Raw genomic sequence first — 25,865 nt, forward strand, 5'->3', positions numbered from 1 at the left:
GGGTCAGATGGCGTCGCCCGGGCGGACCCGGGGGCGGGGGGTGCGGAGCATGCGGGGCTGCGTCGCACGCATGACGGCGTACCACCCCATGCCGAAACCGGTGTCGTCGGTGGACGGGAACCTCTCGCGGACCGCCTTGTTCACGGTTCGTCCGAGGAGGATGCCGTCGACGACGACGACCATGATGAGCACCAGGAAGAGGGTCTGGCTGTAGACCATGAGGGTCGGGTTCGGGATGAGCTGGAACACGATCACGAACAGGGCGAGCGGCATGAACCAGTTGATGAGGCGCCGGTGGGTGTCGACCCAGTCGCGCGCGAACCGGCGGACCTCTCCGCGGTCACGGGAGAGCACGTAACGGTCGTCGCCCTCCATCATGAGCTGGCGGCGCTCCTCGCGCGCGGCGCGCTCGCCGGCCCTGGCGGCCCGACGCTCGTCCTTGGTCATGGTCGCCTGGGCGGCCTTCTTGCGCTCCTTGGCCTCTTTGCGGGTGACCGGCGCGGTCACCGGACCCTGGCGCACCCCGCGGGCGCGCTCCTGGTCGCGACGACGGGGCGTCGGCTTCCCCTTGCCCGCGGGGCGGCGCGGGTCGCCGGAGGGCTCGGAGGCAGCCGCATCCGCGGACGCGGACGCGGGCCGCCCCTCGGGGGCGGGGGAGCCTTTGCCGCTCTCGTCGTCTCTGGAGCCGAATGCACGCAACTTCACACACCCAGGCTAGGCGATCGACACCGGCGCCGGACATTCACCCATGGGCGACAGCAGGCGTATCGTGTGCGGGGGAACGGGTGCCGGGGAATAGAGGACTCCCCGGTGGGCGTTGAACCTTTCACGACGCCCCCGAAGCCCTCTTCCGATCGCAAGGAGAACCGACATGACCACTGCGGAGAACACCGCTACCGGCGTACTGCTCACCGAGGCAGCCGCCGCCAAGGCCAAGGCCCTGCTGGACCAGGAGGGTCGTGACGACCTCTCGCTGCGCATCGCCGTCCAGCCCGGTGGCTGCGCGGGCCTGCGCTACCAGCTCTTCTTCGACGACCGCTCGCTCGACGGTGACGTGGTCGACGACTTCGGCGGCATCAAGCTCGCCGTCGACCGGATGAGTGTCCCGTACCTGACCGGTGCGTCCATCGACTTCGTCGACAGCATCGAGAAGCAGGGCTTCACCATCGACAACCCGCAGGCCACGGGCTCCTGCGCATGCGGCGACTCGTTCAACTGACGCCGCGGTCGCACTGACGACCGGGCGACCCGGGCCGATCACCGATCGGTCCGGGTCGTCTACTGTCTGGGGCATGCCCGTCGTCATCACAGGTTCCATCGCCACCGACCACCTCATGACCTTCTCGGGTCGCTTCTCCGAGCAGTTGCTGCCGGACCAGCTCGCGCACGTGTCGCTGAGCTTCCTGGTGGATTCGCTGCAGATCCGCCGGGGCGGGGTCGGCGGCAACATCGCCTTCGCGCTCGGCGTCCTGGGTCGGCGACCCCATCTGGTGGGGGCGGCGGGCGAGGACTTCGCCGAGTACCGCGACTGGCTCGAGCGGCACGGTGTCGATTGCTCGGCGGTCCACATCAGCTCTGCTCTGCACACGGCGCGGTTCGTGTGCACGACCGATTCGGAGATGGCGCAGCTCGCGTCGTTCTACCCCGGCGCGATGGGGGAGGCGGCGACGATCTCGCTGGCTCGCCTGGCCGACCGGATCGGCCGTCCGGACATCGTGCTCATCGGGGCCAACGACCCCACGGCGATGCACTCCCACACGATGGAGTGCCGCGAGCTCGGTCTGGACTTCGCCGCCGATCCCTCCCAGCAGCTCGCGTTCCTCGACGGGGACGCGGCCGGTGAGCTGGTCGACGGGGCGCGGTACCTGTTCACCAACGAATACGAGTACGAGCTGCTGCTCAACAAGACCGGGTGGTCGGCAGAGGAGCTGGACGCCAAGGTCGGCACCCGCGTCACCACCCGGGGTGGGAAGGGCGTCGTGATCGTCGAGCAGGGCGCTGAGCCCATCGAGGTCGGGATCGTGCCGTCGGACAACCTGCTGGATCCCACGGGGGTCGGCGACGCGTTCCGGGCGGGCTTCCTCTCCGGTGTCCTGGACGGGTTGTCGCTGGAGCGTTCCGCCCAGTTCGGGGCCCTCATCGCCACCCACGTCCTGGAGACCACGGGCACGCAGGAGTGGACCATCGACCCGGCCGCCGCCCGCCGCCGGCTCGTCGACGCCTACGGGGACGAGGCCGCCGAGGAACTGTCGGCGCTCCTGCCCGCCTGACCGTCCCGCCGCCTCTTGCTAGAGGCGGACGGGGTACTCGCGCTGCTCGATGTCCGGGGTGATCCGGCCCTCGACGAAGATGCCGTGCCAGATCATGAAGCACAGCATGGTCCAGATGCGACGACTGTGATCGGATTCGCCGCGGCGGTGCTCGTCGAGCATCCGCAGTACCGCGGCCTTGTCCACGAACTCGTCGGTGCCGGACGCCGCCACGTGCTCGCGTGCCCAGTCGTGCAACTCCGGCCCGGCCAGCCAGTGACGGGTCGGGACGGGGAATCCCAGTTTCTTCCGGTGCAGCACGTGGGCGGGGACGATCCGTTCGAGGGCCTTGCGCAGTGCGTACTTGGTGGTGCCGTGGGCGACCTTCTCGGTGTGGGGGAGCCGCGAGGCGACCTCGTAGACCTCACGGTCGAGGAACGGCACCCGTAGCTCGAGGGAGTTGGCCATCGTCACCTTGTCGGCCTTGACCAGGATGTCGCCGCGCAGCCACGTGAACAGGTCCAGGTGCTGCATTCGCGCGACGGGGTCCCATCCGCGGGAACGCTCGTAGATCGGCGCGGTGACGTCCTGGTGGCTCCACTCCGGTCGGTAGTCGCGGAGGACCGCCTCCACCTGCGCGTCGGAGAAGGAGCGGGCGTTGCCGTAGTACCGGTCCTCGAGGCTCATCGAGCCGCGGTGCAGCAGGCTCTTGCCCCGGGTGCCCTCCGGGATCCGGGTGCTGAGTCTGCCCAGCGCACGACGGATCCCACCGGGGACCTTCTCGAACGGAGCCAGCGACAGGGGCTCCTTATAGATGGTGTAGCCGCCGAACAGCTCGTCCGCGCCCTCACCCGAGAGGACGACCTTGACGTGCTTGCGCGCCTCGCGGGCGACGAAGTACAGCGGGACCAACGCCGGGTCGGCCACCGGTTCGTCGAGGTACCAGATGATCTCGGGGATCGCGGCGGCGAACTCCTCGGGCGAGACCACCTTGACGATGTGCTCCACGCCGATCGCGGCGGCCGACTCGGCGGCGACGTCGATCTCCGAGTACCCCTCGCGCTCGAAACCGGTGGTGAACGTCAGGAGGTTCTCGTTGTGGCGTCGCGCGAGGGCGGCGATGGCGGTGGAGTCGATGCCCCCCGAGAGGAACGAGCCGACGGTGACGTCGGCGCGCATGTGCTTGGCGACCGAGTCCTCGAGTGCGGCGGCGATCTCGTCGTAGCGGCGCTCGGCGTCGCCGTCGGCGACGGGCACGACGGGGAACGTGGGCTCGAAGTAGCGCTGGATCACGGGCTCGGTGCCGGGGGTGACCGTGGCATGGCATCCCGACTCCAGGCGCCGGACGCCCCGGGTGAGGGTCTCGTCCTCCGGGACGTACTGGAGGGTGACGTAGTGCTGGAGGGCGCGGGTGTCGAGGGAGGTGTCGACGACGACGAGGTCGATCAGTTCGGTGACCGACTTCTTCTCGCTCGCGAACACGGTTCCGCCGGGTCCGGTCGCCATGTACAGGGGCTTGATGCCGAAGGGGTCCCGGGCGACGAACAGCGAACGCTCGACGGTGTCCCAGATCGCGAAGGCGAACATTCCGCGGAGCCGGCGGACGGCCGAGGGGCCCCAGTGGTGGAACGCCACGACGATCGGCTCGCCGTCACCCTCGGTGGCGAACACGGCACCGTGCTCGCGCTGCAGCTCCTCGCGGAGTTCGAGGTAGTTGTAGATCTCCCCGTTGAACACCAGCGCGTAACGGTCCGGCTGCTCGGGCGGACCCCAGCGGAGCGGCTGGTGAGAGTGCGCGATGTCGATGATCGACAGGCGGTTGAACCCGAAGGCCATGTCGCCGTCGACCCAGGTGCCCACCTCGTCGGGGCCGCGGTGGCGCTGGCACCCCATGGCGCCGAGGACCCGCGCCTCGTGGGTACGGGCGGAGCCGTCGGGGGTGATCAGACCAAGCAGGCCACACATGCGTCGGGTACCTCGTCCATCGTCGTCGGGGCGTCAGCGGTGACCCGCCCGAGCGGGTCGCGACGCGATCGAATACTACTGGTCGGCGGAACCCCTCCGGCCCCCCGCCGACGGCGTGGGGGAGCGGGCGGGTGAATTGCCGGACCCGCGGCTTCCATTCTGAGAGCCGTGGTCTACTCTTTTAAGGTGTCCCGGCCACGTGGTCGGTGCCGCTGATCAGGAAGGCGTGATGGTGGAACAGCGTGACGGGCGTCGTCGGACGCGCAGGGCGACACTCGCGATGTCTCTCGGCACATTGGGCTTGCTGTTGTCCGGTTGTAGCCTCCAGACCGACAACAAGTGGTGGAACCAGACGATGAACTTCGGCTTCCCGACCGGGATCACCCCGGAGGGCGTCGCGATCCGCGAGTTCTGGACGGGCACCGTCATCACGTCGCTCATCGTCGGCTTCTTCGTGTGGGGCCTGATCTTCTGGTCGATGGCGTTCCACCGCAAGCGGAAGAACGACGACGGCGAGTTCCCGCGCCAGACTGCGTACAACGTGCCCCTGGAGCTGATCTACACGGCTGCGCCGTTCGTGATCATCTCCGTGCTCTTCTACTTCACCGTGGTCACGCAGAACAAGGTGCTCGATCTCCGTCCGCAGGAGGAGGTCGGCGTCAAGGTCGACGTCACCGCCTACCAGTGGAACTGGAAGTTCGGCTACAACAAGGTCGACGTCGCGGGGGCCAGCATCGAGGACGGCACCAACGTCGAGGCGCAGCGCGCGGCCGAGGAGGCCGGTGTGCTCTCCGACGAGGTCCGTGAGGCCCTGGGTCAGCAGGGTGAGCCGGCGGCCGGCGGCCCGATCCACGGTCGTCTTGCCGAGGACAAGTCGTACCTCCACTACAACAACATCGAGACCGTCGGTACCTCAGAGGAGGTTCCGGTCCTGGTTCTGCCGACCGACACGCGCATCGAGTTCCGCCTCGCGTCGGCCGACGTGGTCCACTCGTTCTGGATCCCCGAGTTCATCTACAAGCTCGACGTCATGCCGCACCCGGGCAAGAACCAGCAGTTGAGCATGTTCCAGATCGAGGAGATCGATCGCGAGGGTGCGTTCGTCGGACGCTGTGCCGAGATGTGCGGTGTCTACCACGCGATGATGAACTTCGAGCTGCGCGCGGTATCGCCGGAGGCCTTCGCCCAGTACATCCAGTTCCGTCAGGACAACCCGACCGCGTCCAACGCGGAGGCGCTGGAGTCGATCGGCCAGGACCCGTACTCGACCTCCACCGCACCGTTCAAGACCGGACGCAGCGATACCCGTGACCAGAACAACATCATCGAGACCGCGTCGGGCAACTGACGGTTCTCCCGGTATCACGCGAAGGATTCCTGAACGATGAACGCAACAGTACGAATTTTCGACGCCCTGTTTATCTTCCTGGCCGTCATGGGTATCGCGTACGCCTACCTCACCGGTACGTCTCGGACGGGCGTCGAGTGGGTCGGCGCCACGGCCTTCGTGCTCTCGGCCGGCCTGAGCCTGCTGATCGGTGGTTACCTCCGCTTCGTGGCGCGGCGCATCAGCACCCTGCCCGAGGACTTCGAGGAGGCCGAGGTCTCCGACGGCGCCGGCGAGCTCGGCTTCTTCAGCCCGCACAGCTACTGGCCCGTGCTGGTGGCCTTCTCGGTCTTCATTATCGGCTACGGAGCGGCCTTCTGGAACTGGTGGGTGCTCATCGGCGGCGCCGTCGCGCTGGTCATCACCGCCTGCGGCCTGGTCTTCGAGTACCACTGGGGACGCGAGAAGCACTGACCGTCTGACCGTCTTCCACCGGGGCCCGGTGTCGCACGCTGCGACACCGGGCCTTTGTGCTGTCGCCACCAGGGTGTCGGCCCGGGCTCGCCGCGCGCCGGTCAGAAGGGTGGTGGGTCGGGGTCGTGGTGGTGGTCGGGTGGGGTGTCTGGTGGTGGGGCCATGGTGTTGGCTTTGCGTTCGGCGGCCAGGCGTAGGGCGCGTCGGTACCAGTGGGTGCTTTGTGGTCGGGGGTTGAGCCAGGGGCGGCGTGGGGGTGGGATGTCGGCGTCGGGGTCGGCCCTGGTGTCGGTCGCAGCCCCGGTGTCGGTCTCGGTGGTGTGGCGGCGCCAGCGGGCGAGGGGGCCGTCGGGGTGGGTGGTGAGCGTGTGTCCGGTGTCGGTGGTGATGGTCAGGGTGCCGTCGGGGGCGAGTTGGTAGTGCCAGTTGTGGAAGGTTTTGAAGCGGTGGTGGTTGCGGCACATGGCGGCGAGGTTGTTCTCGATGGTCAGTCCGCCACGGGTGGGATCTGTGTGGTTGAAGGGGCGGACGTGGTCGATGTCGCAGGCGTCGGCGGGGACGGAGCAGCCGGGGTGGCGGCAGGTGCCGTCGCGTAGGCGGATGCGGTGGGCCAGTCGGTCGCTGATGCGATAGCGGTGGGCGTGGTGGGGGTTGTCTGCGGCCCCGGGTGCGGTGTCGGGCACGGTGATGGTGGCGCCGGTGCTGCGGGTGAGTAGTTCGATGAGGGCGTCGATGGTGGCCGGGCCGCCTCGGGGGAGGTAGACCTCGGGTTCGCCGTCGGGGCCGGGGGGTGCGAGCACGGTGATGGTGGGGCGGATCTGGGTGGCCGGCGGGCGGTGACCCGCACCCGTGCCCGCCCCGGCGCCCCTGCCTGCGTCGGTGTCGGTGCTGGGGTGGCCGAGAAGGGTGGCGACGAGGGCGTCGGCGCGTAGTTCGTCCATGCTGCGGATGGTGTCGGTGTCGAGGGTGTGGGCGCCGTGGCGGCGGGTGGTCTCGACTCGGGTGCGGGTGTCGCGGTGGCGTTGGTCGGTGGCCCTGGTCTGCAGCAGGGTGTGGATGGCGAAGGCTTCGGTGGCGGTGAGGTGGGCGGTGAGGTCGGCCATGCCGTCTGGGCCGCGGCGCAGGGTGACGCGGCGTTCGCGGACCGCGGCGGTGCGGCGCAGGCGTACGCCGTCTGGGTCGTGGGCGGCGATGATGCGGTCGGTGTGGGACAGGATCGCGTCGCGTCCGGGGCGCCTGCCGGCGGCGAGGGCGGCCAGGAGCCAGTCGATGACTTCGCGGTGGACGGCGTCGCGGTGCAGGGAGTCCACGGTGCGCATGTGGCGTGCGAGCAGGGTGGCGGTGGCTTCGTCGAGTCGGCCGGTGTCCATGGCCTCGACGAGACAGGGGAACTTGGTGACCAGGGTGATGGCCAGGGTGAGCAGGCTGCGGGCGCGGTTGTGGTGCACGCCGTAGGCGGCGACGATCTCACTTGTGGCGATGGTCAGTGGGTCGATGACGGCGTGTTCGGGGCGTTGGTCCAGGCCGGGGCCGTAGCCGGCGGCGATGTCGCGCAGTTCCTGTTCTTCGCGGCAGGTGGCCCACAGGTCGTGGCAGGCGCGCAGTCGGGCGGCGGCCGCGCGGTTCTCGGCGTTCAACGCCGCCAGGGCTGCGGAGCTGGCGGCGGTGACGGCGGGACTGCCGGCCACCGCTCCGGCATCATCCCCGGTGGTCGTCTCCCGCATGTGCACCCCCTTTCCGGCGGTTGACCGCACGACCCTGATTCGCCTGTGTGTTCGATTGGGGAAACACTAGCAAGCAGGTCCGACACACGGCTCTGACCTGGGAAGACCGGCGGACTGCGCCGGTCGGTGCGAGGATGGGACCGTGTTGGACACGGATGCCGTCGTCTCGGTGAGTTGGTGGGCGGTCATCCCGCTGATCGTCGTCGGCTCTGTGCTCCACTTCGCCTACGACTGGAGCGGGCACCACCGGGTCGTGGCCGTGTTCGCCGCGGTCAACGAGAGCTACTGGGAGCACATCAAGATCGCCGCCTGGCCGACCATGGTGCTGTACGCGGCCCTCTTCGTGCTCGGGGGCGCCTCGCAGCCGTCCTTCGTGCCCGCAGCCACTGTCGCCCTCTATTCGATCCCGGTGACGATGATCGGGGTGGTCTTCGCCTATAAGGCGGTCGCAGGTCGCAATGTGCTGTGGGTGGACATCGCCGTGTTCGGCCTGTGTATCGCGCTCGCCCAGGCGATCTTCGTGAGTCTGCTCAACGGACTGGAGGCGGACGTCCTCGTCGTCGTCCTCTCGGTCTTCTACCTGGCGGGCATCGTCGCCGCCTACGTGGTGTTCACCCTGAGGCCCCCCGCCGAACCCGACGTCTTTATCGACCCCACGACATACAGATACGGGGTCGAGGGGCACGCCGACTACGAGGCCGCACCCGAGGGCTGACGGGCGTGGCGCAACCCGTCGGACGCCTCGGGCCCCGTCCGCGGGGAGCGGACGGGGCCCGACGGAGCCAGGGTGTCGTGGGACCTACAGGCCCATGTCCTTGGCGATGATGGACTTCATGACCTCGTTGGTGCCGCCGTAGATGCGGTTGACGCGGTTGTCCGAGTACAGGCGGGCGATCGGGTACTCGTTCATGAATCCGTAACCGCCGTGCAGCTGGAGGCAACGGTCGATGACCTCGGCGGCCACCTCGGTGCAGAACAGCTTGGCCGAGGCCGCCTCGGCGGCGGTGAGCTCGCCCTCGTCCAGCGCCTCGAGGGCGCGGTCCGCGACGGCCTGCGCGGCGTCGACCTTGGCCTGGCACGCGGCCAGCTCGAACTTCGTGTTCTGGAACGAGGCCACCTCCTTGCCGAAGACCGTGCGCTGCTGCGTGTACTCCTTGGCGAAGCGCACGGCGGCCGCGGCCTGGGCGTACGCACCGTAGGCGATGCCCCAGCGCTCGGACGGCAGGTTCTGCCCGAGGTAGTAGAAGCCACGGTTCTCCTCGCCGAGCAGGTCTTCGACCGGGACCTTGACGTCGGTGAAGGACAGCTCGGCCGTGTCGGAGGTCTTGAGTCCGACCTTGTCGAGTTTGCGGCCCACCGCGTAGCCCTCGAGCTTGGTGTCGACGGCGAGCAGCGAGATGCCGAAGCGGCGGTCGTCCTCACGCGGGGGAGCGGTACGGCAGGCCACGATCACGCGGTCGGCGTGGACGCCGCCGGTGATGAACGTCTTGGCACCGTTGAGGACGTAGTGGGTGCCGTCCTCCGAGAGCTTGGCGGTGCTCTTCATGCCGGCCAGGTCGGACCCGGTGCCGGGCTCGGTCATCGCCAGCGCCCACATCTCCTCGCCGGAGACGAACTTGGGCAGGTAGCGCTGCTTCTGCTCCTCGGTCGCCAGGGCCTTGATGTAGGGGAGCCCGAGCAGAACGTGGACACCCGAACCGCCGAAGTTCACACCGGCGCGGGCGGTCTCCTCGGACTGGATGGCCTCGAACTTGTGGGAGTTGATCCCCGCGCCGCCGTACTCCTCGTCGACGTTGATGCCGAACAAGCCGAGGTCGGCGAGCTTGTAGTAGAACTCACGCGGGACGATGCCGGCCTCGAACCACTCCTGGAAGTGGGGGGTCACCTCGGACTCGATGAAGTCACGGAGGGTCTGGCGGAAGGCCTCGTGGTCTTCGTTGAACACAGTGCGGCGCAAGTGCGTGCCTTTCCGTTGGACGGTCTGCTCCGGTGGCAGGCCACCGTGGAGGGGAGCGGAGCGTCAGGTTGGTGTACTCCTACTGGTGAGTAGCCTACAAGAGTTCGAACTCTCTCACCCGCCCGCCGGCCCGTCCGACGCCGCGACGTCACCCCGTCGGCGGAGTGAATTCCAGGCCGTCGTCGGCGATCAGCCTGATCGGCCCGGTCACCTCACGTCCGGTGACCCGCTCGCCACGCTGGGTCACCGCCACCACGCCATCCTCGCGGAGGTCGAACGCGACCTCCCGGGCGACGGGCATGAGGTCGCGCCAATGATCCCCACCCGCCACCCGGGCCGCATCCGACGGGCAGATCGACCCCTGGCCGCGCGAGCGCAGGAGCGTCCTGATCGTCGCGGCCAGTCGATCGCGTGTCCCCTCCCGGGTGGGTGCCCACCACGGGTCGCCGCGCTCACCGAGCGCGACCTTGGCGTCGTGCACCATCACCCGGGCGGCATCGCCTTCGGTCTTGACCAGCCGGCGACCGGTCATCAGTGCCCGGACGAGCTCCGAACGGAGCTTCTCGGGGATGGACGGATCCGTCGCGCGCCACCGCCGGCCCCCGACCACGATGTGGCGACCGTCCTCGGTGTGCTCCACGCCCGCGCCGGTGTTGTCGTCTCGATCGGTCACACCCAGATCCTGCACCGCATCCCCCTCGTTACCCACCGATCGGCGATCGACGGTCTCGCGTACCGCGCCGGTGTTAGGGTCACTACAGGAACTGGAACGTGTTCCACCGGAGCTGGATGACGACGAGGGGCTGCCGTGACGGCGCAGGACAACACATTCGACGCGGAATTCGACGTGGTGGTCGTGGGGTCGGGGGTGGCAGCCCTATTCGGTGCCGCGACCGCCGCCGCCCGAGGTCTGTCGACCTGCCTGATCGAGAAGACCGACCGCTTCGGGGGGACCTCCGCGTACTCCGGCGGCGCCGTGTGGCTCCCTGGCAACTCCGTCCTCGCCCGGGACGGGATCGAGGACTCCGTCGAGCGGGGGCGCACCTACTTCCGCGCCGTGGTGGGGGACCGCACCGCCGCCGACGTCCAGGACGCGTTCCTCAACACCGGGCCGCAGGTCGTCGAGTTCCTGCAGGACGAGCTGGGTATCCCGACCCGCTTCCAGGCCTTCCCCGACTACTTCGACGCCCCGGGGCGCCAGGAACTCGGCCGGAGCATCTACCCCAAGCCCATCAAGGGGGAGGAGGTCGGCGACCGGGCGACCGACATCCGTCCGCCGGTTCCGGCTGACCAGTTCGGCGCGGACGAGGACACCACCAAGCTCGAGGGCGGCAGGGCCTGGGTGGCGCGGCTCGTGCTCGCCCTCGACGCGATGGACACCGCGGAAACACGACTGAACACCGCGGCCGAGGAACTGGTCCGCGACGACGACGGACGGGTCGTCGGGGTGGTCGTGAACGGTGTCTCCGGCCGGCAGGTGCTGGGCGCACGCCGTGGGGTACTGGTCGCCGCCGGCGGATTCGAACGGTCGGCGGACCTCCGCCGTCGCTGGCAGGACATGCCCACCGCCGACTGGTCCTCGTCCCACCCCGCCACGGGCTCGGGCGACGCCGTCCGCATGTTCGAGCAGGTCGGCGCGGAGCTGGACCTGCTCGACCAGTCCTGGTGGTGCCCCGCCACGCTGTTCCCCAACGGGCACGCCGCGTTCACCCTGGGCTTCCGCTCCGGGATCATCGTCGATGGCACCGGCCGGCGATTCGCCAACGAACTGCTGCCGTACGACCAGATGGGGCGCAAGATGCACGCCCGCATGGCCGACGGTGCCGGTGACGAGTTCTGGTTGGTGTTCGACGACGCCGAGGCCGGTGGCTACCCGGCGATCTGTATCCCCGCACCCGAGCCCGACGCGTTGCGCGGGGCCGGCCTGTGGCACACCGCGGGATCCGTCGAGGAACTGGCCGAGGCCACCGGGCTCGATCCCGCCGCGTTGCGCGAGAGCGTGGACCGGTTCAACGGCTTCGCCGAGCAGGGGCGCGACGCCGACTTCGCCCGCGGCGAGGACCCTTACGGGCGGTTCTTCCTGGGTGCCGCCACGGCCGATCAGTGCCTGCGACCGGTCGGCGGCGAGCGATTCCACGCCGTCCGACTCGTCCTCGGCGACCTCGGCACCAAGGGCGGTGCGGTGATCGACGCGAACGGCGCCGCGCTCGACGCGGACGGACGTCCCATCCCGGGTCTCTACGCCGCCGGCAACTCGTCCGCGTCGGTCTCCGGTGAGGCCTACCCGGGGCCGGGTGTGCCCCTGGGGTCCGGGATGACCATGGCGTACCGGGCGGTGGCCGACATGGCCGGACAGGCCCTCCCGATCGCTCCCTGAGCACGGCGACGGCGCCGGCGACGAACCACCCCGGTCAGCGGCCGGCCCAGGCGAGGAAGTCCGCGGCCGCGATGACCGGTGTGCTCCACTTGTGGGCCGCCCTCGCCTTGGTCGACTGGCTGCCCGGCTCCGCGACCACCAGGGCGTCGCAGCGACTCTTGGTGACCGCACCGACGGGCAGCAGGCCACGGCCGAGGGCGAGGGCCTCCATCTCGTCCCGGGACACGAGGACGCCGCTGCGGTCCAGGGCGCTGCCGGAGAAGCACACCCGCGTCCCGGGCCGCAGGACGTCCGCCGCGCCCGCCTCCGGCGGAGCCTCCAGCCCCGGCGTCAGGTCCGAGCCCACGATCTCGGAGGCCAGCCGGAGCCGCTCCAGCACGTCGGCGGTCATCGGCACCCGCTGCGCGGCGCGTCGGATCTGCCCGGCGACGAGTCCGCGCGCGCTTGCCCGGAGATCGCGGTCGCCAGGGGTGACGATCTCGTCGTCGTCGGCCCCGGCCCCCGGACGCCCACCGCGGCGGGGGCGCCCCAACAGAGCGGCCCCTACCTCGGCGCTGATACAGAGCATCGCCGACAGTTGGGGGAGGACCTCGGAGGTCGGTGGGCGGACGTCGGCGTCGCGGCTGAGCAGGTAGCCGACCGCGGCCTCGTCGACGAGGTCGGCGTCGAACGTGCCGGCCGCCGCGTCATCGAGGTGCAGCCGCCCGTGGGCCTCGAGCGCCACCCGCGCACGCGCGAGGGCCGATCCGGAGCGGCCACGTGCCCGCTCACCCGGGGTGAGGGCGTCGGTGGGGATGTCGACCCCGACCGGCAACGGCACCGTGCCTCCCAGGCGCGCGAACTCGGCGTCCAGTCGACCGAGAGTGACGTCGAGGTCCACGCCGACCGGGGTGTGCCCGTCCACCAGTGGGGCGACCATCGACCACGCCTCGAGGAGCGTGGGGGCGAGAAGGACATCGGAGACGGTGATGCCGTAGTCCGTCCGCGCCCGGGCCAGGTCGCGCTGGGGATTGACCAGCGTCGTCACCGCGGTGCCGTCGGGGAAGGCGATGGCGAGCTCCACCGGCCGGGGCCGGGACCGGGGCCCGTCCTCGCCGACGGACACCACCGCGACAGCGCAGTAGCGGCGGGCCGAGGGCCCACCGTCCGGCGCCCGCAGGAACCGGATGATCCGCCGGTCCGTCTTGAGGTCCACGGGCAGCACCGGCCGGGTGAGGACGAGGCCTTCCAGAGACCGACAGCGGCTCAACGCCACGTAGAGCTGCCCCGCCACGAACGTGCCGTCGCCGAGGTCCACGACGACCCTGTCCAGGGTCTGTCCCTGGCTCTTGTGGATGGTCACCGCCCAGGCGAGGGTGAACGGGAACTGGGTGAAGGACCCGACCACCTCGTGTCGCATACCGCCGCCGTCCGTCACCGGTCGGGTGACGTCCCAGGTGTGGAGCGCGACCTCGGCGACCTCACCGCCGGTGAATGCGACGACGACGACGGGTCCTCGCTCTCCGCGGTCGCCCCGTCGCCCGAGGGTCACATCGAGCACTCGTCCGATGGATCCGTTCACCCAACGGTCCGCCGGGTCATTGGTGAGCATCATGACCTGCGCGCCGACCTTGAAACCCAGTACCTCCCGGGTGGGGAGCTCGAACCCGGTGAGATCGCCGGTGAGCGTCGCCTCCATCGCCAGTTCCGACCCGGACAGCCGATCGACGCGGCGTTGGTTGTGGCTCGCGGCCCTGCGATTGGTGGTGGTGAGCGTCAGCCAGAACTCGTCGTCCGGCGGATCGAAGTCCGGGTCGGTGCGGGAGTTGAGCCGTTCGCGCGCCGGGCCGACGAGAGCGCCCTCGCGGATCGAGTTGAGGATCGCGGTGAGGTCGGGATCACCGGACTGCCGGAAGACATGGGTGAGGTCGACGGTGGGGAAGTGCTCGGGGTGGTAGCGCTCGGCGGAGAAGAAGTACGGCGTCGGGTAGGTCGCCTCGAAGGACGATCTCTCGGAGGCCGTCACCACCGGCGGTAGCTGGAAGAGGTCACCGACGAGGACGAGCCGGACGCCCCCGAACGGCATCGTCGGGTCCGGGCCGAACCTCTCGAGCGCGATGGCGACCATGTCGAAGACGTCGGCCCGCAACATCGACACCTCGTCGATGACGAGCGTGTGGGCGCCGGCGAGGGCCTGGGTGAATCGCCCGGGACGGTAGGCGCTGCTGCGCACGTGGTCGACCGTGTGGTCGGGGTGGAAGCCGAATAGGCGGTGGATGGTGTATCCGCCCACGTTGAGGGCTGCGATCCCGGTGGGCGCGGCGACGAGGGTGGGGTGGTCGGTCTCGGCGAGGAACCGGCGGATCAGGGTCGACTTTCCGGTTCCGGCCCTACCGGTGAGAAAGAGATCGTGTCCCGAGTGCAGAAGGTCGAGTGCGCGGTCGACCTCGTCGGTGAGCACGAGTCCTCCGCGTCCGGGGCCCACCGGCATCCGATCGTCGCTCATCTGTGCCTCCCATCGGCCGCGACGGCTGGCTTCCGACGACCGCGGGCCGGACCTCCAGGTGGAGATCCGGCCCGCGGTCGGGTGCTGTCGGGGAATCAGTGCCCGTCGTGGCGACGAGTCCGGTTCTCCTCCTGCAACGTGGTGAGCATCGAGTGCTCGCGGTGGTGCTTGTCGTGGTCGGCGTCCTCGAGCAGACGGGCCTCCTCGACCGGATCGGCCTTGAGAGCGCCCCGCGGGGGACGGCCGGCCACACCGAGCTGGTTCATCTTGGTGGGCACCTTGGCGCCGGCGTAGGCGAGCGGAACGGCATGGCCGTGCTCGTCCATCTCGCCGAGCGGCTGGTGCACCTCGATGAACTCGCCCTGCGGCATCCGCATGATGATGCCGGTCTCGATGCCGTGCTCCAACACCTCGCGGTCCGCGCGCTGGAGACCCAGGCACAGGCGGTAGGTGGCGAAGTACACCAGCGGCGGCAGGACGATCAGGCCGATTCGACCCGCCCACGTCGTCGCGTTGAGCGAGATCGAGAAGTGGTACGCGATGAGGTCGTTGGCACCCATGAGCACCAGGATCACGTAGAACGTGATCGCCATCATGCCCGCCGCGGTGCGGACCGGCACGTCGCGCGGACGCTGCAGCAGGTTGTGATGCCCCTTCTCGCCGGTGAGCTTCGACTCGATCCACGGGTACGCGAACATCAGCGCGACCATGGCGCCCAGCATGACGGCCACCCAGGTCGTGGCGGTCACGGTGTACGGGCCGAGGTAGAGCTCCCAGGCCGGCATCACTCGCGCGCCGCCCTCTGTCCACAGCATGTACCAGTCGGGCTGCGAGCCCGCCGAGATGTGCGACGGGTTGTATGGCCCGAGGTTCCATATCGCGTTGATCGTGAACAGGCCCGAGAAGAGCATGAGCATGCCGACGGTGATGGCGCCGAAGGCGATCGACTTCACGGCGAAGACCGGGAGGATCCGGACACCGACGACATTGTTCTCCGTGCGGCCGGGCCCGGGGAACTGCGTGTGCTTCTGGTACCAGACCAGCGCCAGGTGAGCGGCGATCAGCGCGAGGATGATCGCGGGGATGATCAGCACGTGCAGGACGTAGAAGCGCGGGATCATCAGTTCGCCGGGGAAGTCCCCGCCGAAGATCATCCAGTGCATCCAGGTGCCGATGACCGGCAGGCCGACGATGATGCTCGAGGTGATCCGGAGGCCGGTGCCCGAGAGGACGTCGTCCGGCAGGCCGTAGCCGAGGAAGCCCTCGACGATGCCCAGGAGCAGCAGCACACAACCGATGACCCAGTTGGCCTCACGCGGGCGACGGAACGCGCCGGTGAAGAAGATGCGGATCATGTGGACGACCATCGAGGCGACGAACAGCAGCGCCGCCCAGTGGTGGATCTGGCGCACGAAGAGTCCGCCACGGACCTCGAACGAGATGTTCAACGCCGTCTCGTAGGCACGGGAGATCTCGATGCCGTTGAGCGGTGCGTAGGCACCCTGGTAGATCACCTTCGACAGGGACGGGTCGAAGAACAGGGTGAGGTAGACACCCGAGATCAACAGGATGATGAAGCTGTACAGGGCGATCTCGCCCAGCAGGAAGGACCAGTGCGTCGGGAAGACCTTGTTGATCTGCCGGCGCAGGCCCTTGGACATGGTGTACCGCGAGTCCAGGCCATCGCCCAGTGCCGCGAGTCTCGTGTTGTTGCTCATGAACGACGCTCCCAGAAGGCAGGTCCGACCGGCTCGATGAAGTCACCGTTGGCGACGAGGTAACCCTCGCTGTCGACGGCGATGGGCAGCTGCGGTAGTGCACGGGCGGCGGGGCCGAAGATCGGCTTCGCGTACTCGAGCGCGTCGAACTGCGACTGGTGGCACGGGCAGAGGAATCGATGGGTCTGCTGCTCGTACAGCGACGTGGGGCAGCCGAGGTGGGTGCAGATCTTCGAGTAGGCGTACAGGTCGCCGTAGTTGAAGTTCTCCTGGCCCTTGCGCTTGGTCACGCGGGCCGCGTCCTCGGGACGGAAACGGATCAACATGACCGAGTTGCGCGAACCGTGGATCGAGTGCATGTGCTCCTCGAAGTTGCCCAGGGCGCTGGCGGGGAGGGGGAAGACGGACTCGAGGCCACCGGCGGACAGGTCGTCCACACGGATGCGCTCGAGGCGACCCTCGCCGGCCGGCGGGTGCCCGTCGGGGTAGACCTTGCCGGTGTCGCGGCCGAGGTAGACCTTCTCCGGCGGGAGGCCGTCGGGACGGGTGTCGGACGCCAGGGTCCACCCGGTGGTGTGCAGCGTGCCGTCACCGGCGAGGGTCATCTCCCCGCGCTTCCACGGGTTCTTGATCATGCCGCCGAGCGGCAGGATCGCGGAGAGGCCGATGAGCCCCACACCCGCGCCGAGGAAGCCGCCCATGACCTTGCGGCGGCCGAGGGTGGAGGTCTTCCACGAGTCGTTGAGCTCGGCGACGAAGGTGCGCCGGTCGAGATCGTCCGAGGCGCCGTCGTGGCGGGTCTGGACCGAGATCTCCTCGGGGATGAACTTCTTGGTGAACTGCACCGCGCCGAAGCCCAGGAACAGGATCGACAGCCCGATCGTCAGGCCGAGCAGTGGCGTGTAGGTCATGTACAACCAGTAGCCGTCCTCACCCTCGCCGCGGTACTCCCACGGCCAGAAGATGTAGACGACGGCGAAGGCGAGGCCGAACAGTGCCGACAGCGCGAACCAGGTGGTGACGGTCAGCGCCGCGCGCTTCTCGGCGCGGGTGGTGGTGCCCTCCGGGAAACGGGCCTCGCGGAACCGGACGTCGACCTCGTCGAGTTCGGTGCCCATGCGCACGAGCTCGGCATCGCTCATCCGGTCGAGATCCGCAGGGGACGGGTTCTTCGGGGTCTCACTCATGAACGGGATCCGATCCACAGGGTCGCACCGATGAGGGCGACGATGCCGACAAGCCACATGGCCACACCCTCGGTCACGGGACCGAGGCCGCCGAGGCCGTAGCCTCCGGGCGAGACCTTGCTGTCCGCGTCCTTGATGAAGGCGATGATGTCCTTCTTCTCGTCAGGCGTGAGCTGGCGGTCCGAGAACTTGGGCATGTTCTGCGGACCGGTCAGCATCGCCTGGTAGATCTCCTGCTCGTTGGCAGGATCGAGCACCGGGGCGTACTTGCCCGCCGACAGCGCGCCGCCGCGCCCGGTGAAGTTGTGGCAGGACGCACAGTTGAGGCGGAAGAGCTCGGACCCACGGGCGATCTCCTCGGCGCGGGCCTGACCGGAGGCACCGCGCAGCGACTCCTGGGCGATGGTGCCGTCCGGGTCGGTGACGACCTCGGGGCCGCCACCGTAGAGGTCGACATACGCTGCGAGCGCGATGATCTGGTGCTCGCTGTAGCGGGGCTTCTTGCGCTCCGCCTGGGCCTCGTTGTCCGCCGCCGGCATGCGGCCGGAGTTCACCTGGAAGTACGTCGCTCCCGCGCCCGTGCCGACCAAGGATGGACCGCGGTCCTTGACGCCTTGGAGATTTATCCCGTGGCAGGTGACACAGGAGACCTCGTAGAGCTGCTTTCCGTCGGCGATGAGCGCGGCCTGGTCCTGTTGAGCCGTCGCGACCTGTGGCTCGGGCATGACAGCCGTGGCGACAGCGCCCGCCCCGACGAGGCCGCCCGCGATGACTAGCGCGCCGACTGCCTTCCGGCGACGCTTCGTGGACACTGGGCGCGCTGGAGCCACAACGGGGTCCAGCGACGGCGTATCGGCAGCGGGTGGGAGAGGAGAGTTCATTGTGAGTTCCCTTTGGAGTTGGGACCCGCTGGACACAGCGTCCTGCGGCCAGCTGACTACTGAATGAAGTAGATGGTGACGAAAAGTCCGATCCAGACCACGTCGACAAAGTGCCAGTAATACGACACGACGATGGCGGCTGTGGCCTGCGCCGGCGTGAATCGCGACATCGTGGTCCGCATGACCAGTACGACGAACGCCAGGACGCCCGCCAACACGTGAAGCCCATGGAAACCGGTGGTAATGAAGAATACCGACCCGTAGACGCTCGACGAGATCGTGACGCCCTCGAGGTAGAGCATCACGTACTCGTACGTCTGTCCGATCAGGAACACTGTTCCCATCAAGGCGGAGATCATGTACCACCTGCGGAGTCCGAAGACGTCACCCTGCTCGGCGGCGAAGACGCCCATCTGGCAGGTGAACGACGACGCCACCAGGATGACGGTGATCGTCAGGGCGTACGGCACATTGAGGTGTACGGGATAGGAAGGCCAGTCACCTCCCGAGTTCGCCTTGGAGACGAAGTACATCGCGAACAGGCCCGCGAAGAACATCAGCTCCTGGGACAGCCAGACAATGGTGCCCACACTGACCATGTTCGGCCGATTCAGCGAATGAACACGCTGGGCCATGGCCGATCCTGAGTTATCTACTGCGCTCGTCACGTGGCCAAGTATGACCCCTGAGGAGGGACGAGTCTGCACGGACCCCCGAAATCGGCGTGTCTGTCCAGCGTTTCCGCAGGTCGCTTCGGAAACTCTCAGGGCAAGGGTCGGTATTGGTCCCCCTTGCAGGGGCTATCAGGGCACTCTCAGGCGAGCACCGGCCGCTCGCCGCCGCCGGAGTGCAGGGTGTCAGCGCACGGGCCGGGTCGGAACAGTGGCACGATTGACGACGTGCGGGCGGCGCCCTGTGGGGCGTGTCCGTTTCCATGACACCAGAGGAGGTCGGGACACGTGGGCAGTTCGGCAGCGTTCGACGGGGGCCGGTCGTGGCCCGGGGTTCTCGGCACCCTCACCGCGGGCGGGGACCTCGATCCCGCGGAGGCCGGGTGGGCGATGTCCCGGATCATGGAGGGTGTCGCCACCGACGCTCAGATCGCCGCCTTCGGGGTTGCCCTCAAGATGAAGGGCGTCACCGGTCCGGAGCTCGATGCGCTGGCCTCGACCATGCTCGACTACTCCCGTCGGGTGCCCACTGATCGTCCCTGCGTGGACATCGTCGGTACCGGTGGTGACCGCCAGGGCACGGTGAACATCTCGACGATGTCCTCTCTCGTGGTCAGCGCCTGCGGCGTGCCCGTGGTCAAACACGGCAACCGGGCGGCGTCGTCCAAGAGCGGCGGTGCCGATGTGCTCGAGGCACTCGGGGTGGCGATCGACCTCGGCCCGGAGGACGTCGGGCGGTGCCTCGACGAGGTGGGCGTGGCTTTCTGCTTCGCGCCCGTGTTCCATCCCGCGTTGCGTTTCGCCGCGACGCCCCGGCGTGAGATCGGGATCCCGACCGTCTTCAACATCCTCGGTCCGCTGACGAATCCCGCGGCCCCCGCCGCGAATCTCATCGGCTGCGCCTTTGAGGGACTGATGACGGTGATGGCAGAGGTGTTCGCGCTGCGCGGCAGGTCGGCGCTCGTGGTGCGTGGGTCGGACGGCCTCGACGAGATCACCATGACCGGTCCCACCCGGGTGCTGCGGGTCTCGGACGGTCATGTGGACGAGGATCAGGTCGAGCCCGCCGACTTCGGGATGAGCACCTGCTCGATCGAGGAGTTGCGGGGCGGGGACGGCATCCACAACGCCGGGGTCGCCCGCGATCTCCTCGCTGGAGCACGGGGCCCGGTCCGCGATGCGGTGCTGCTCAACTCCGCGGCCGCGCTGGTGGCATTCGACGGTCTCGAGCGTGGTGCCGACCTGGTGTCTGCCATGCGGGCCGCGGTGGACCGAGCCGCGGCGGCGATCGACGACGGCGAGGCGGCGCGGCTGCTCGAGAAGTGGGCCGGGTTCAGCGTGAGCTGACGAGTCCAGTCCCGCGGTGCTCGGCGGCGGCGCTCTCTGCCAGGGTCGCCCAGCCGGTCAGCGTGTGCGCCCCGTCCAGGGGGAGCGTCCAGCAGCCCTCGACCGAGACGATGCGTGTCCGGGTCGAGTCGATCCACCGGTGGACGTTCCGGATCTGGGCGGCGGTGGCACCGGCGAAGGGCCCGGGTCCGGGCTGCACGGTGGTCGCGGCGGCCCGGAGTCCGTCGATGACGGGCATCGGTGCCGCTCCCGGCGGGACGACCCCGGATCCGGCGAGTCGACCGTGGCGCACCACCGCGACCGCCCACGTCCGGCGCGGCGACGGCTGTGCGAGAACGATCTCGGGCAGCGAGGCCGTTGCGGTGAGTTCCTGCCGTTGGGAGAGGACGCGCACGAGGGCCGCGGTCCTGTCGCGGAGCCGGGCCGCGCGTTCGAACGCGCCCTCGGCCGCGAGTAGCTCCACCCTGTCCACCAGATCCCGCAGGGGACCGGAGTCCCGTCCCTCCGCCAGCGCCGCCCAGCGATCGGATCCCGGGGCGGTGCCGAGCACGCCGAGGAGATCCTCCCAGGCGGCCCGGGCGTCCTCGGCGCGCCGGAAGGGCCCGATGGCGGCGGGGTCGTCCGGGGTTCTCACGACCTTCGGGCGGGTGGCGCGGCCGGTGGGGGGCGTGAGCCACCAGCCGCGGCGAGGGCGCCGCGACCGGGTGTTGAACGGTGGTTGAAGCGAGTCGATGAGCTGTTCCTCGACGGTCCACGCCTCAAGGAGGTGGGCGCACGCGACCGAGTCGATGGAGTCGGCCAGCCCGACCATGGTGCGCATCCGTCCGCGCGTGTCACCTCCGGAGTAATAGGACCGGGCCCGTCTGCGGACCGCACCGGACGAGCCGACGTACAGAGCGCCACCGGCGTCGTCCCGGAACACGTAGACACCGGGCCCCTCGGTCAATGACCCGGTCATGGCGGCCCGTCGCCTCACCTCCGGGGAGAGGCGACCGTCGTAGGCCCGTAACTCCGACAGGGTCGAGACCCCGCAGTCGCCGACCCGCGAGATCAGTGCGTGGAGCACGTCGACCGTGGCGCGGGCGTCCTGCAGGGCCCGGTGATTGGGCTCCACGGTGGCCCCCAGGTGCGCGGCGAGGACTCCCAACCGGTGGCCTCGTGTCTCCCCGCGGTGCAGCACCCGCCTCGCGAGAGCCAGGGTGCAGAGCGACGGGGGATCGGGCCACGGGTGCCCGGTCGACGCGGCGGCGGCCCGCAGGAACCCCAGGTCGAACCGCGCGTTGTGGGCGACGAGGACGGCCCCGCGGGAGAATTCGAGAAACGTCGACATCACCTCGCCGAGACTCGGGGCACCGACGAGGTCGTCCGGAGCTATCCCGGTCAGTCTGCTGATGTGGCCGGGCAGGGCACCGTCGATCGAGACGAACGTCGACAGCTCCGCCTGCACCTCGCCGCCCCGAACGCGTACCGCGCCGATCTCGGTGATCTCGTCGCTTCCGGTCCGGGTGCCCGTCGTCTCCAGGTCGACCACGACGAACGTGACGTCGGACAGCAGAGGCTCGAGATCGTCGAAAGCTGCCTGCACCCCGGTCGAGACGGGGGAGGGGGATCGGGGCATGCCGGAGACGGTAGCCCCGCCCTCCGACACGGCCGGCCCCGCCGTGGTTGTCGGACCCTGTCCCTAGGGTGCCCCGCAGTACGACCACCCCGGGCCCGTATCGCGGCTCGATAACGAACGGGCAACACGCCCAGGACGAAGTGTGAGGTAGATCATGTTCACGATGGATTGCGTTCGGTGTCCCGCGGGACCCGCCGCGTGTGACGGGTGCATCATCGCTGTTCTCGACGCCGGAAAACCGCAGGTGGACGAGCTTTCTCCGAAGTCGTGCGGGTATGTTCTGGACCCGGAGGTTCGCGAGGCGATCGACGTCCTGCGCGAGGTCGGAATGGTCTCCACGGTCGAGATTCTGGGGGCTGACGTCGCCGCGTGAGCGATGAACTGGACTTCGACGAGACGGTTTCGTAACCTTTTCGAGACCTCGGAAGTCATCGCCCGCCTGCCGGTGGGGAGCCGGGGTCACACCTAAGCGCCGAAGGGCGCACCGGGGAACCAAGATCCACTGGGGTGAATCGCACGAGGGCCTACAGGTCCGAAGCGTAGGACAGACTTCCGTGTCCGAACCCGTCAGCTAACCCGGTCGGTGCCGCAGGAAGAAAGAGGAACAGTCTTCGTGGGAGCCCACAGCATCAAGACCAGCTCGACCGGCCGCCGTGTCGCCGCCGCCGGCCTGCTCGCAGCCGGAGCCGCTGTCGCCGGTTCCGGAACCGCCGCCGCCGCACCCGTCACCGTCGACGTCCCCGTCGAGCTGCGGCTGCCCGGCGTGCCGAACCAGGTCTCGTTCGACCTACCGGAGGGCATCGAGCTCCCGGCCGGCTTGGCCCAGGCCCAGGCACAGGCGGCGCCCGTCGAGTTCGCCGCCCCCGCGCCGGTGGTCTCGACCGGCCAGCGCATCCTCGACGCCGCCACCACCCGGGTCGGCTCGCCCTACGTCTGGGGCGCTACCGGCCCCAACTCGTTCGACTGCTCCGGTCTGACCTCGTGGGCTTACAAGGAGGCGGGGATCTCCATCCCGCGCACCAGCCAGGCCCAGATCGGCGGCGGCACCCAGGTCTCCAAGGCCGACCTGCAGCCCGGCGACATCGTCGCCTTCTACAGTGGCGCCAGCCACGTCGGGATCTACGCCGGCAACGGCCAGGTCGTCCACGCCCCGTCCTCGGGCACCTCGGTGAGCTACGCGCCGGTGGACTCCATGCCGTTCTACGGTGCGACCCGCTACTACTGAGTCGGGTCGCTCCCCGAACCTCCGCAGACCCCGTCGGCGTCCGGTCTCGAACCGGTCACCGGCGGGGTCTGTCGTCTGTAACATCCCCTCTCGGGTACCCGATTCCACCGTAGGCGTCGGCTGGGCGCCCGCGCCCTGCGTGACCCGGATCCGAGAGTTCGACGACACCAGATGACCCGCAGCCTCAGCGTGCTCGCGATCGCAGCGACCGTGACCACCTCGTTGACCCTCGGTCCCGCGCCGGCCGGAGCGCAGACCACCACCCCGGACCGGTCGTCGCCAACCGCGACCACGGCGCCTGTCCCGGGTCCGGTTACCCCGCCTGATCAGGTTTCGACTTCTCCCGCTCCGTCGTCGACCGCTCCGTCGTCGACCGCTCCGTCTTCCCCCGCTCCGTCGCAGACTGCACCGTCCACCACGCCATCCGCCACGGCGGTGCGCGGCGAGATGAGCGAGGACCTGGCGGAGCTGGCCCGGTTGTCCGAGGAGGCGGGAGCATTGGGGGAGCAGCTCTACCTCGCGCGCGGGGAACTGGACCGCGCCAACGGGGAGCGCGTCCGCCTCGAACGGGCCGCCGGGGTCGCAGCCGGACGGTCCGCCCTCGCGGACGGCACCGCGCGCCGGGACCAGTCCACCGTCGATCACCTCGCGACCATGCGGTACCGGGGCGGGGACACCGGCGCCACACGGGCGGCAGTGCTCGCCGAGAGCCCCCGGGACCTGGTCCACAGGCTCGACACGCTGCGCCGACTGTCCGGGGCCACCACGAGTGCACTGGACGCCTCCAGAGCGGCGTCCCGGGATGCGGTGCAGCTCAGGGAAGAGGCCGCGCGTTCCGCGGCCGAGGCCCGGGACGCGGCCCGCGTCGCGCAGGAGCGAACCGACGCGCTCGCCCGCCGAACCGAGGAGATGCGGGTACGGATGGACGAGGTCCGTCGCCGGGTCGACGCACTGTCGGACGCACAACGGGATCTCTGGATCGGTGGACCGGTGGTGCCGGAGGGGTACGTCGCCCCGCCGGCGGACGACGTCAATTCCGCGGCGCTCCGAGTCGCACTCTCCCGGCTGGGCGCGCCCTACTCGTGGGGCGCGACGGGCCCGTCCGAGTTCGACTGCTCCGGTCTCATGGTGTGGTCGTACGCGCAGGAGGGCAAGGCGCTGCCCCGGGCGAGCCAGGCGCAGGCGGTCGCGGGCGCCCCGGTGGCGATGAACGACATCCGGCCCGGTGACCTTGTCATCTACTTCCCCGGCGCCACCCACGTCGGGATGTACGCCGGCGACGGTCTGGTCCTGCACGCCCCGACCTACGGTGTGCCGGTCCGCCTCGAGCAGGTCGACGCGATGCCGATCCACGGGATCCGCCGCTACTGACCCCGGCCGACCCGGCCAAGCACGGCCGCCCCGCGCAGACACCGGCCGTCCCCGATCGCGCTCCGCCCCTTCCCGACGAGGACGACGCACCGGGCGGGGCCGAGGCGGGCCGGGTTGTGTGGCAGGCTCGGAGCCGATGACCAAGACGCTGTTGATCACCAACGACTACCCGCCGCGCCCGGGCGGGATCCAGTCGTACCTGGAGACGTATCTGAGCCACCTGGACCCGACGGACGTCGCGGTGCTCGCCTCGACGTTCCGGGGTGGCGAATCGGCGGAGTACGACGCCGCCAAGCCCTATCTGGTGGAGAGGGTGCCCACCGAGGTGGTGCTCCCCACGCCCGACCTCGCGGCACGCGCACGAAGGCTCGCCTCGGACTTCGGCGCGACGACGATCTGGTTCGGGGCCGCCGCCCCCCTCGCCGCCATGGCGCCGGTGCTACGGCAGGGCCCCGTGGACCGCATCATCGCGAGCACACACGGACACGAGGTCGGCTGGTCGATGCTGCCGGGCTCGCGCCAGATCCTGCGACTGATCGGCGAGTCCACCGACGCGGTCACCTACGTGAGCGACTACACACGGAGGCGGTTCGCGGCGGCGTTCGGCCCCCGCGCCCGCCTGGTGCACCAGCCGGGTGGCGTCGATACGGAGAGGTTCCGGCCGGATCCCGCACGGCGAAGGGCGATCCGCGACCGTTACGGACTCGCGGACCGCGACGTGATCGTGTGTCTGTCCCGCCTCGTGCCGCGGAAGGGCCAGGACATGCTCATCCGGGCGATGCCGGAGATCGCCCGGCGGGTGCCCGGGGCGGTCCTCGTCGTCGTCGGCGGTGGGCCCTATCGGCGCACGCTGGAAGGACTGGCGCGCCGCCTCGGGGTGGCCGACCGGGTCGTCTTCACCGGCCGCGTCCCCGCGGACGAGATCGTCGACCACCACCGACTGGCGGACGTCTTCGCGATGCCGTGCAGGACCCGAGGGGGAGGGCTGGACGTCGAGGGGCTGGGAATCGTCTACCTGGAGGCGTCCGCGTGCGGGGTGCCGGTCGTGGCGGGCCGGAGCGGCGGTGCCCCGGAGACGGTGCGCGACGGCCGGACCGGTCTCGTCGTCGACGGGACGTCACAGGGCGAGGTCGCCGACGCCGTCGCCGGCCTCCTCGAGGACCGGCCCAGGGCGTCGGCCATGGGGGTCCGCGGCCGCACCTGGGTGCTGGAGAACTGGCGCTGGGAGGACCTGGCCCGGGACATGGAACGCGTGCTCTCGGGGGAGTGACCCGCGAGAGCACGCGTTC

Annotated in this window: 22 protein-coding genes and 1 riboswitch; of the genes, 11 read left to right on the plus strand and 11 right to left on the minus strand. The window is 69.6% G+C overall.

Annotation, left to right across the window (positions count from 1 at the left end):
• Nucleotides 1-3: 3 nt before the first annotated feature.
• Nucleotides 4-705 carry a DUF3043 domain-containing protein gene (locus tag AB5G72_RS06840; protein WP_096905669.1) on the minus strand — a complete coding sequence of 234 codons (702 nt, stop codon included), beginning with the start codon at nucleotides 703-705 and terminating at the stop codon, nucleotides 4-6.
• 166 nt (nucleotides 706-871) lie between these two features.
• Between AB5G72_RS06840 and AB5G72_RS06845 the strand changes: the two genes are divergently transcribed.
• Entirely contained in the window at nucleotides 872-1,219 is a 348-nt protein-coding gene (locus AB5G72_RS06845) for a HesB/IscA family protein (RefSeq protein WP_067714160.1), read from the plus strand.
• A 73-nt stretch (nucleotides 1,220-1,292) separates the two neighbouring features.
• Entirely contained in the window at nucleotides 1,293-2,270 is a 978-nt protein-coding gene (locus AB5G72_RS06850; RefSeq protein WP_069389661.1) for a carbohydrate kinase family protein, read from the plus strand.
• A gap of 18 nt (nucleotides 2,271-2,288) precedes the next feature.
• On the opposite strand, the gene asnB is transcribed toward AB5G72_RS06850, so the two are convergent.
• Nucleotides 2,289-4,214: an asparagine synthase (glutamine-hydrolyzing) gene (asnB, locus tag AB5G72_RS06855; protein WP_067714154.1), complete on the minus strand. Its 1,926-nt coding sequence runs from the start codon at nucleotides 4,212-4,214 to the stop codon at nucleotides 2,289-2,291.
• A 280-nt stretch (nucleotides 4,215-4,494) separates the two neighbouring features.
• Here asnB and ctaC point away from each other — a divergent pair, with 280 nt between their 5' ends.
• Both ctaC and AB5G72_RS06865 read left to right on the plus strand, forming a co-directional pair.
• Nucleotides 4,495-5,562 carry an aa3-type cytochrome oxidase subunit II gene (gene ctaC / locus AB5G72_RS06860; RefSeq protein WP_335673110.1) on the plus strand — a complete coding sequence of 356 codons (1,068 nt, stop codon included), beginning with the start codon at nucleotides 4,495-4,497 and terminating at the stop codon, nucleotides 5,560-5,562.
• Nucleotides 5,563-5,598: 36 nt separating this feature from the next.
• Nucleotides 5,599-6,015: a cytochrome c oxidase subunit 4 gene (locus tag AB5G72_RS06865; RefSeq protein ID WP_067714151.1), complete on the plus strand. Its 417-nt coding sequence runs from the start codon at nucleotides 5,599-5,601 to the stop codon at nucleotides 6,013-6,015.
• 101 nt (nucleotides 6,016-6,116) lie between these two features.
• Here AB5G72_RS06865 and AB5G72_RS06870 read toward each other — a convergent pair whose 3' ends face one another.
• A complete protein-coding gene (locus AB5G72_RS06870) occupies nucleotides 6,117-7,739 on the minus strand; it encodes an HNH endonuclease signature motif containing protein (protein WP_396444052.1) in 1,623 nt (540 codons plus the stop codon).
• A 142-nt stretch (nucleotides 7,740-7,881) separates the two neighbouring features.
• Here AB5G72_RS06870 and AB5G72_RS06875 point away from each other — a divergent pair, with 142 nt between their 5' ends.
• Nucleotides 7,882-8,454 (plus strand): DUF6512 family protein, encoded by a 573-nt coding sequence (locus tag AB5G72_RS06875; protein WP_268091937.1) that lies wholly within the window; start codon nucleotides 7,882-7,884, stop codon nucleotides 8,452-8,454.
• Nucleotides 8,455-8,538: 84 nt separating this feature from the next.
• On the opposite strand, the gene AB5G72_RS06880 is transcribed toward AB5G72_RS06875, so the two are convergent.
• Together AB5G72_RS06880 and AB5G72_RS06885 are read right to left on the minus strand one after the other, a co-directional pair.
• Complete coding sequence (locus AB5G72_RS06880; protein WP_119192991.1) at nucleotides 8,539-9,696, minus strand: acyl-CoA dehydrogenase family protein; 1,158 nt, start codon at nucleotides 9,694-9,696, stop codon at nucleotides 8,539-8,541.
• A gap of 148 nt (nucleotides 9,697-9,844) precedes the next feature.
• Complete coding sequence (locus AB5G72_RS06885; protein WP_271799589.1) at nucleotides 9,845-10,369, minus strand: DUF3253 domain-containing protein; 525 nt, start codon at nucleotides 10,367-10,369, stop codon at nucleotides 9,845-9,847.
• A gap of 135 nt (nucleotides 10,370-10,504) precedes the next feature.
• Here AB5G72_RS06885 and AB5G72_RS06890 point away from each other — a divergent pair, with 135 nt between their 5' ends.
• The gene (locus AB5G72_RS06890) at nucleotides 10,505-12,073 is read left to right on the plus strand and encodes an FAD-binding protein (protein WP_271799588.1); all 1,569 of its coding nucleotides are present in this window, start codon (nucleotides 10,505-10,507) and stop codon (nucleotides 12,071-12,073) included.
• A 34-nt stretch (nucleotides 12,074-12,107) separates the two neighbouring features.
• Here the strand turns inward: AB5G72_RS06890 and AB5G72_RS06895 are convergent, their stop codons facing one another.
• From AB5G72_RS06895 to ctaE, 5 genes are all read right to left on the minus strand, one after another.
• A complete protein-coding gene (locus tag AB5G72_RS06895; protein ID WP_440221282.1) occupies nucleotides 12,108-14,558 on the minus strand; it encodes an AAA family ATPase in 2,451 nt (816 codons plus the stop codon).
• Nucleotides 14,559-14,653: 95 nt separating this feature from the next.
• Nucleotides 14,654-16,276, minus strand: a complete 1,623-nt coding sequence (gene qcrB, locus AB5G72_RS06900) for a cytochrome bc1 complex cytochrome b subunit (protein WP_120285795.1) — start codon at nucleotides 16,274-16,276, stop codon at nucleotides 14,654-14,656.
• Nucleotides 16,273-17,463: a cytochrome bc1 complex Rieske iron-sulfur subunit gene (gene qcrA, locus AB5G72_RS06905; protein WP_154830749.1), complete on the minus strand. Its 1,191-nt coding sequence runs from the start codon at nucleotides 17,461-17,463 to the stop codon at nucleotides 16,273-16,275. The genes qcrB and qcrA overlap by 4 nt, the downstream gene beginning before the upstream one ends.
• Nucleotides 17,460-18,344 carry a cytochrome bc1 complex diheme cytochrome c subunit gene (gene qcrC / locus AB5G72_RS06910; protein WP_440221283.1) on the minus strand — a complete coding sequence of 295 codons (885 nt, stop codon included), beginning with the start codon at nucleotides 18,342-18,344 and terminating at the stop codon, nucleotides 17,460-17,462. The genes qcrA and qcrC overlap by 4 nt, the downstream gene beginning before the upstream one ends.
• A gap of 56 nt (nucleotides 18,345-18,400) precedes the next feature.
• Complete coding sequence (gene ctaE / locus AB5G72_RS06915) at nucleotides 18,401-19,012, minus strand: aa3-type cytochrome oxidase subunit III (RefSeq protein ID WP_067713706.1); 612 nt, start codon at nucleotides 19,010-19,012, stop codon at nucleotides 18,401-18,403.
• Nucleotides 19,013-19,303: 291 nt separating this feature from the next.
• Between ctaE and trpD the strand changes: the two genes are divergently transcribed.
• Nucleotides 19,304-20,362 (plus strand): anthranilate phosphoribosyltransferase, encoded by a 1,059-nt coding sequence (gene trpD / locus AB5G72_RS06920; RefSeq protein ID WP_440221284.1) that lies wholly within the window; start codon nucleotides 19,304-19,306, stop codon nucleotides 20,360-20,362.
• Here the strand turns inward: trpD and AB5G72_RS06925 are convergent.
• Nucleotides 20,349-21,980 (minus strand): DEDD exonuclease domain-containing protein, encoded by a 1,632-nt coding sequence (locus tag AB5G72_RS06925; RefSeq protein ID WP_440221285.1) that lies wholly within the window; start codon nucleotides 21,978-21,980, stop codon nucleotides 20,349-20,351. The two genes, trpD and AB5G72_RS06925, sit on opposite strands and share 14 nt — an antisense overlap.
• Nucleotides 21,981-22,224: 244 nt before the next feature.
• Here AB5G72_RS06925 and AB5G72_RS06930 point away from each other — a divergent pair, with 244 nt between their 5' ends.
• The 4 genes from AB5G72_RS06930 (at nucleotide 22,225) to AB5G72_RS06945 (ending at nucleotide 25,846) form a co-directional block, all read left to right on the plus strand.
• A complete protein-coding gene (locus AB5G72_RS06930) occupies nucleotides 22,225-22,353 on the plus strand; it encodes a hypothetical protein (protein ID WP_271799586.1) in 129 nt (42 codons plus the stop codon).
• 79 nt (nucleotides 22,354-22,432) lie between these two features.
• A riboswitch (cyclic di-AMP (ydaO/yuaA leader) is annotated at nucleotides 22,433-22,581 on the plus strand.
• A 12-nt stretch (nucleotides 22,582-22,593) separates the two neighbouring features.
• On the plus strand, nucleotides 22,594-23,205 hold the full coding sequence (locus AB5G72_RS06935) for a C40 family peptidase (protein WP_271799585.1): 612 nt from the start codon (nucleotides 22,594-22,596) through the stop codon (nucleotides 23,203-23,205).
• A 447-nt stretch (nucleotides 23,206-23,652) separates the two neighbouring features.
• Nucleotides 23,653-24,576, plus strand: coding sequence for an NlpC/P60 family protein (locus AB5G72_RS06940; RefSeq protein WP_440221286.1), 924 nt, complete (start codon nucleotides 23,653-23,655; stop codon nucleotides 24,574-24,576).
• Nucleotides 24,577-24,712: 136 nt separating this feature from the next.
• Complete coding sequence (locus AB5G72_RS06945; RefSeq protein ID WP_271799583.1) at nucleotides 24,713-25,846, plus strand: glycosyltransferase family 4 protein; 1,134 nt, start codon at nucleotides 24,713-24,715, stop codon at nucleotides 25,844-25,846.
• Nucleotides 25,847-25,865 lie beyond the last annotated feature (19 nt).

Origin of the sequence: Dietzia sp. MNB45 (genome assembly GCF_051994785.1) — a bacterium.
GTDB classification, from domain to species: domain Bacteria; phylum Actinomycetota; class Actinomycetes; order Mycobacteriales; family Mycobacteriaceae; genus Dietzia; species Dietzia kunjamensis.

Bases quoted from the DNA above. Each gene is read 5' to 3' on its own strand.
- AB5G72_RS06845 (WP_067714160.1), top strand. From the start codon at position 872: ATGACCACTGCGGAGAACACCGCTACCGGCGTACTGCTCACCGAGGCA.
- AB5G72_RS06850 (WP_069389661.1), top strand. From the start codon at position 1,293: ATGCCCGTCGTCATCACAGGTTCCATCGCCACCGACCACCTCATGACC.
- asnB (WP_067714154.1), bottom strand. From the start codon at position 4,214: ATGTGTGGCCTGCTTGGTCTGATCACCCCCGACGGCTCCGCCCGTACC.
- ctaC (WP_335673110.1), top strand. From the start codon at position 4,495: ATGTCTCTCGGCACATTGGGCTTGCTGTTGTCCGGTTGTAGCCTCCAG.
- AB5G72_RS06865 (WP_067714151.1), top strand. From the start codon at position 5,599: ATGAACGCAACAGTACGAATTTTCGACGCCCTGTTTATCTTCCTGGCC.
- AB5G72_RS06870 (WP_396444052.1), bottom strand. From the start codon at position 7,739: ATGCGGGAGACGACCACCGGGGATGATGCCGGAGCGGTGGCCGGCAGT.
- AB5G72_RS06895 (WP_440221282.1), bottom strand. From the start codon at position 14,558: ATGAGCGACGATCGGATGCCGGTGGGCCCCGGACGCGGAGGACTCGTG.
- qcrB (WP_120285795.1), bottom strand. From the start codon at position 16,276: ATGAGCAACAACACGAGACTCGCGGCACTGGGCGATGGCCTGGACTCG.
- qcrA (WP_154830749.1), bottom strand. From the start codon at position 17,463: ATGAGTGAGACCCCGAAGAACCCGTCCCCTGCGGATCTCGACCGGATG.
- qcrC (WP_440221283.1), bottom strand. From the start codon at position 18,344: ATGAACTCTCCTCTCCCACCCGCTGCCGATACGCCGTCGCTGGACCCC.
- AB5G72_RS06925 (WP_440221285.1), bottom strand. From the start codon at position 21,980: ATGCCCCGATCCCCCTCCCCCGTCTCGACCGGGGTGCAGGCAGCTTTC.
- AB5G72_RS06940 (WP_440221286.1), top strand. From the start codon at position 23,653: ATGAGCGAGGACCTGGCGGAGCTGGCCCGGTTGTCCGAGGAGGCGGGA.
- AB5G72_RS06945 (WP_271799583.1), top strand. From the start codon at position 24,713: ATGACCAAGACGCTGTTGATCACCAACGACTACCCGCCGCGCCCGGGC.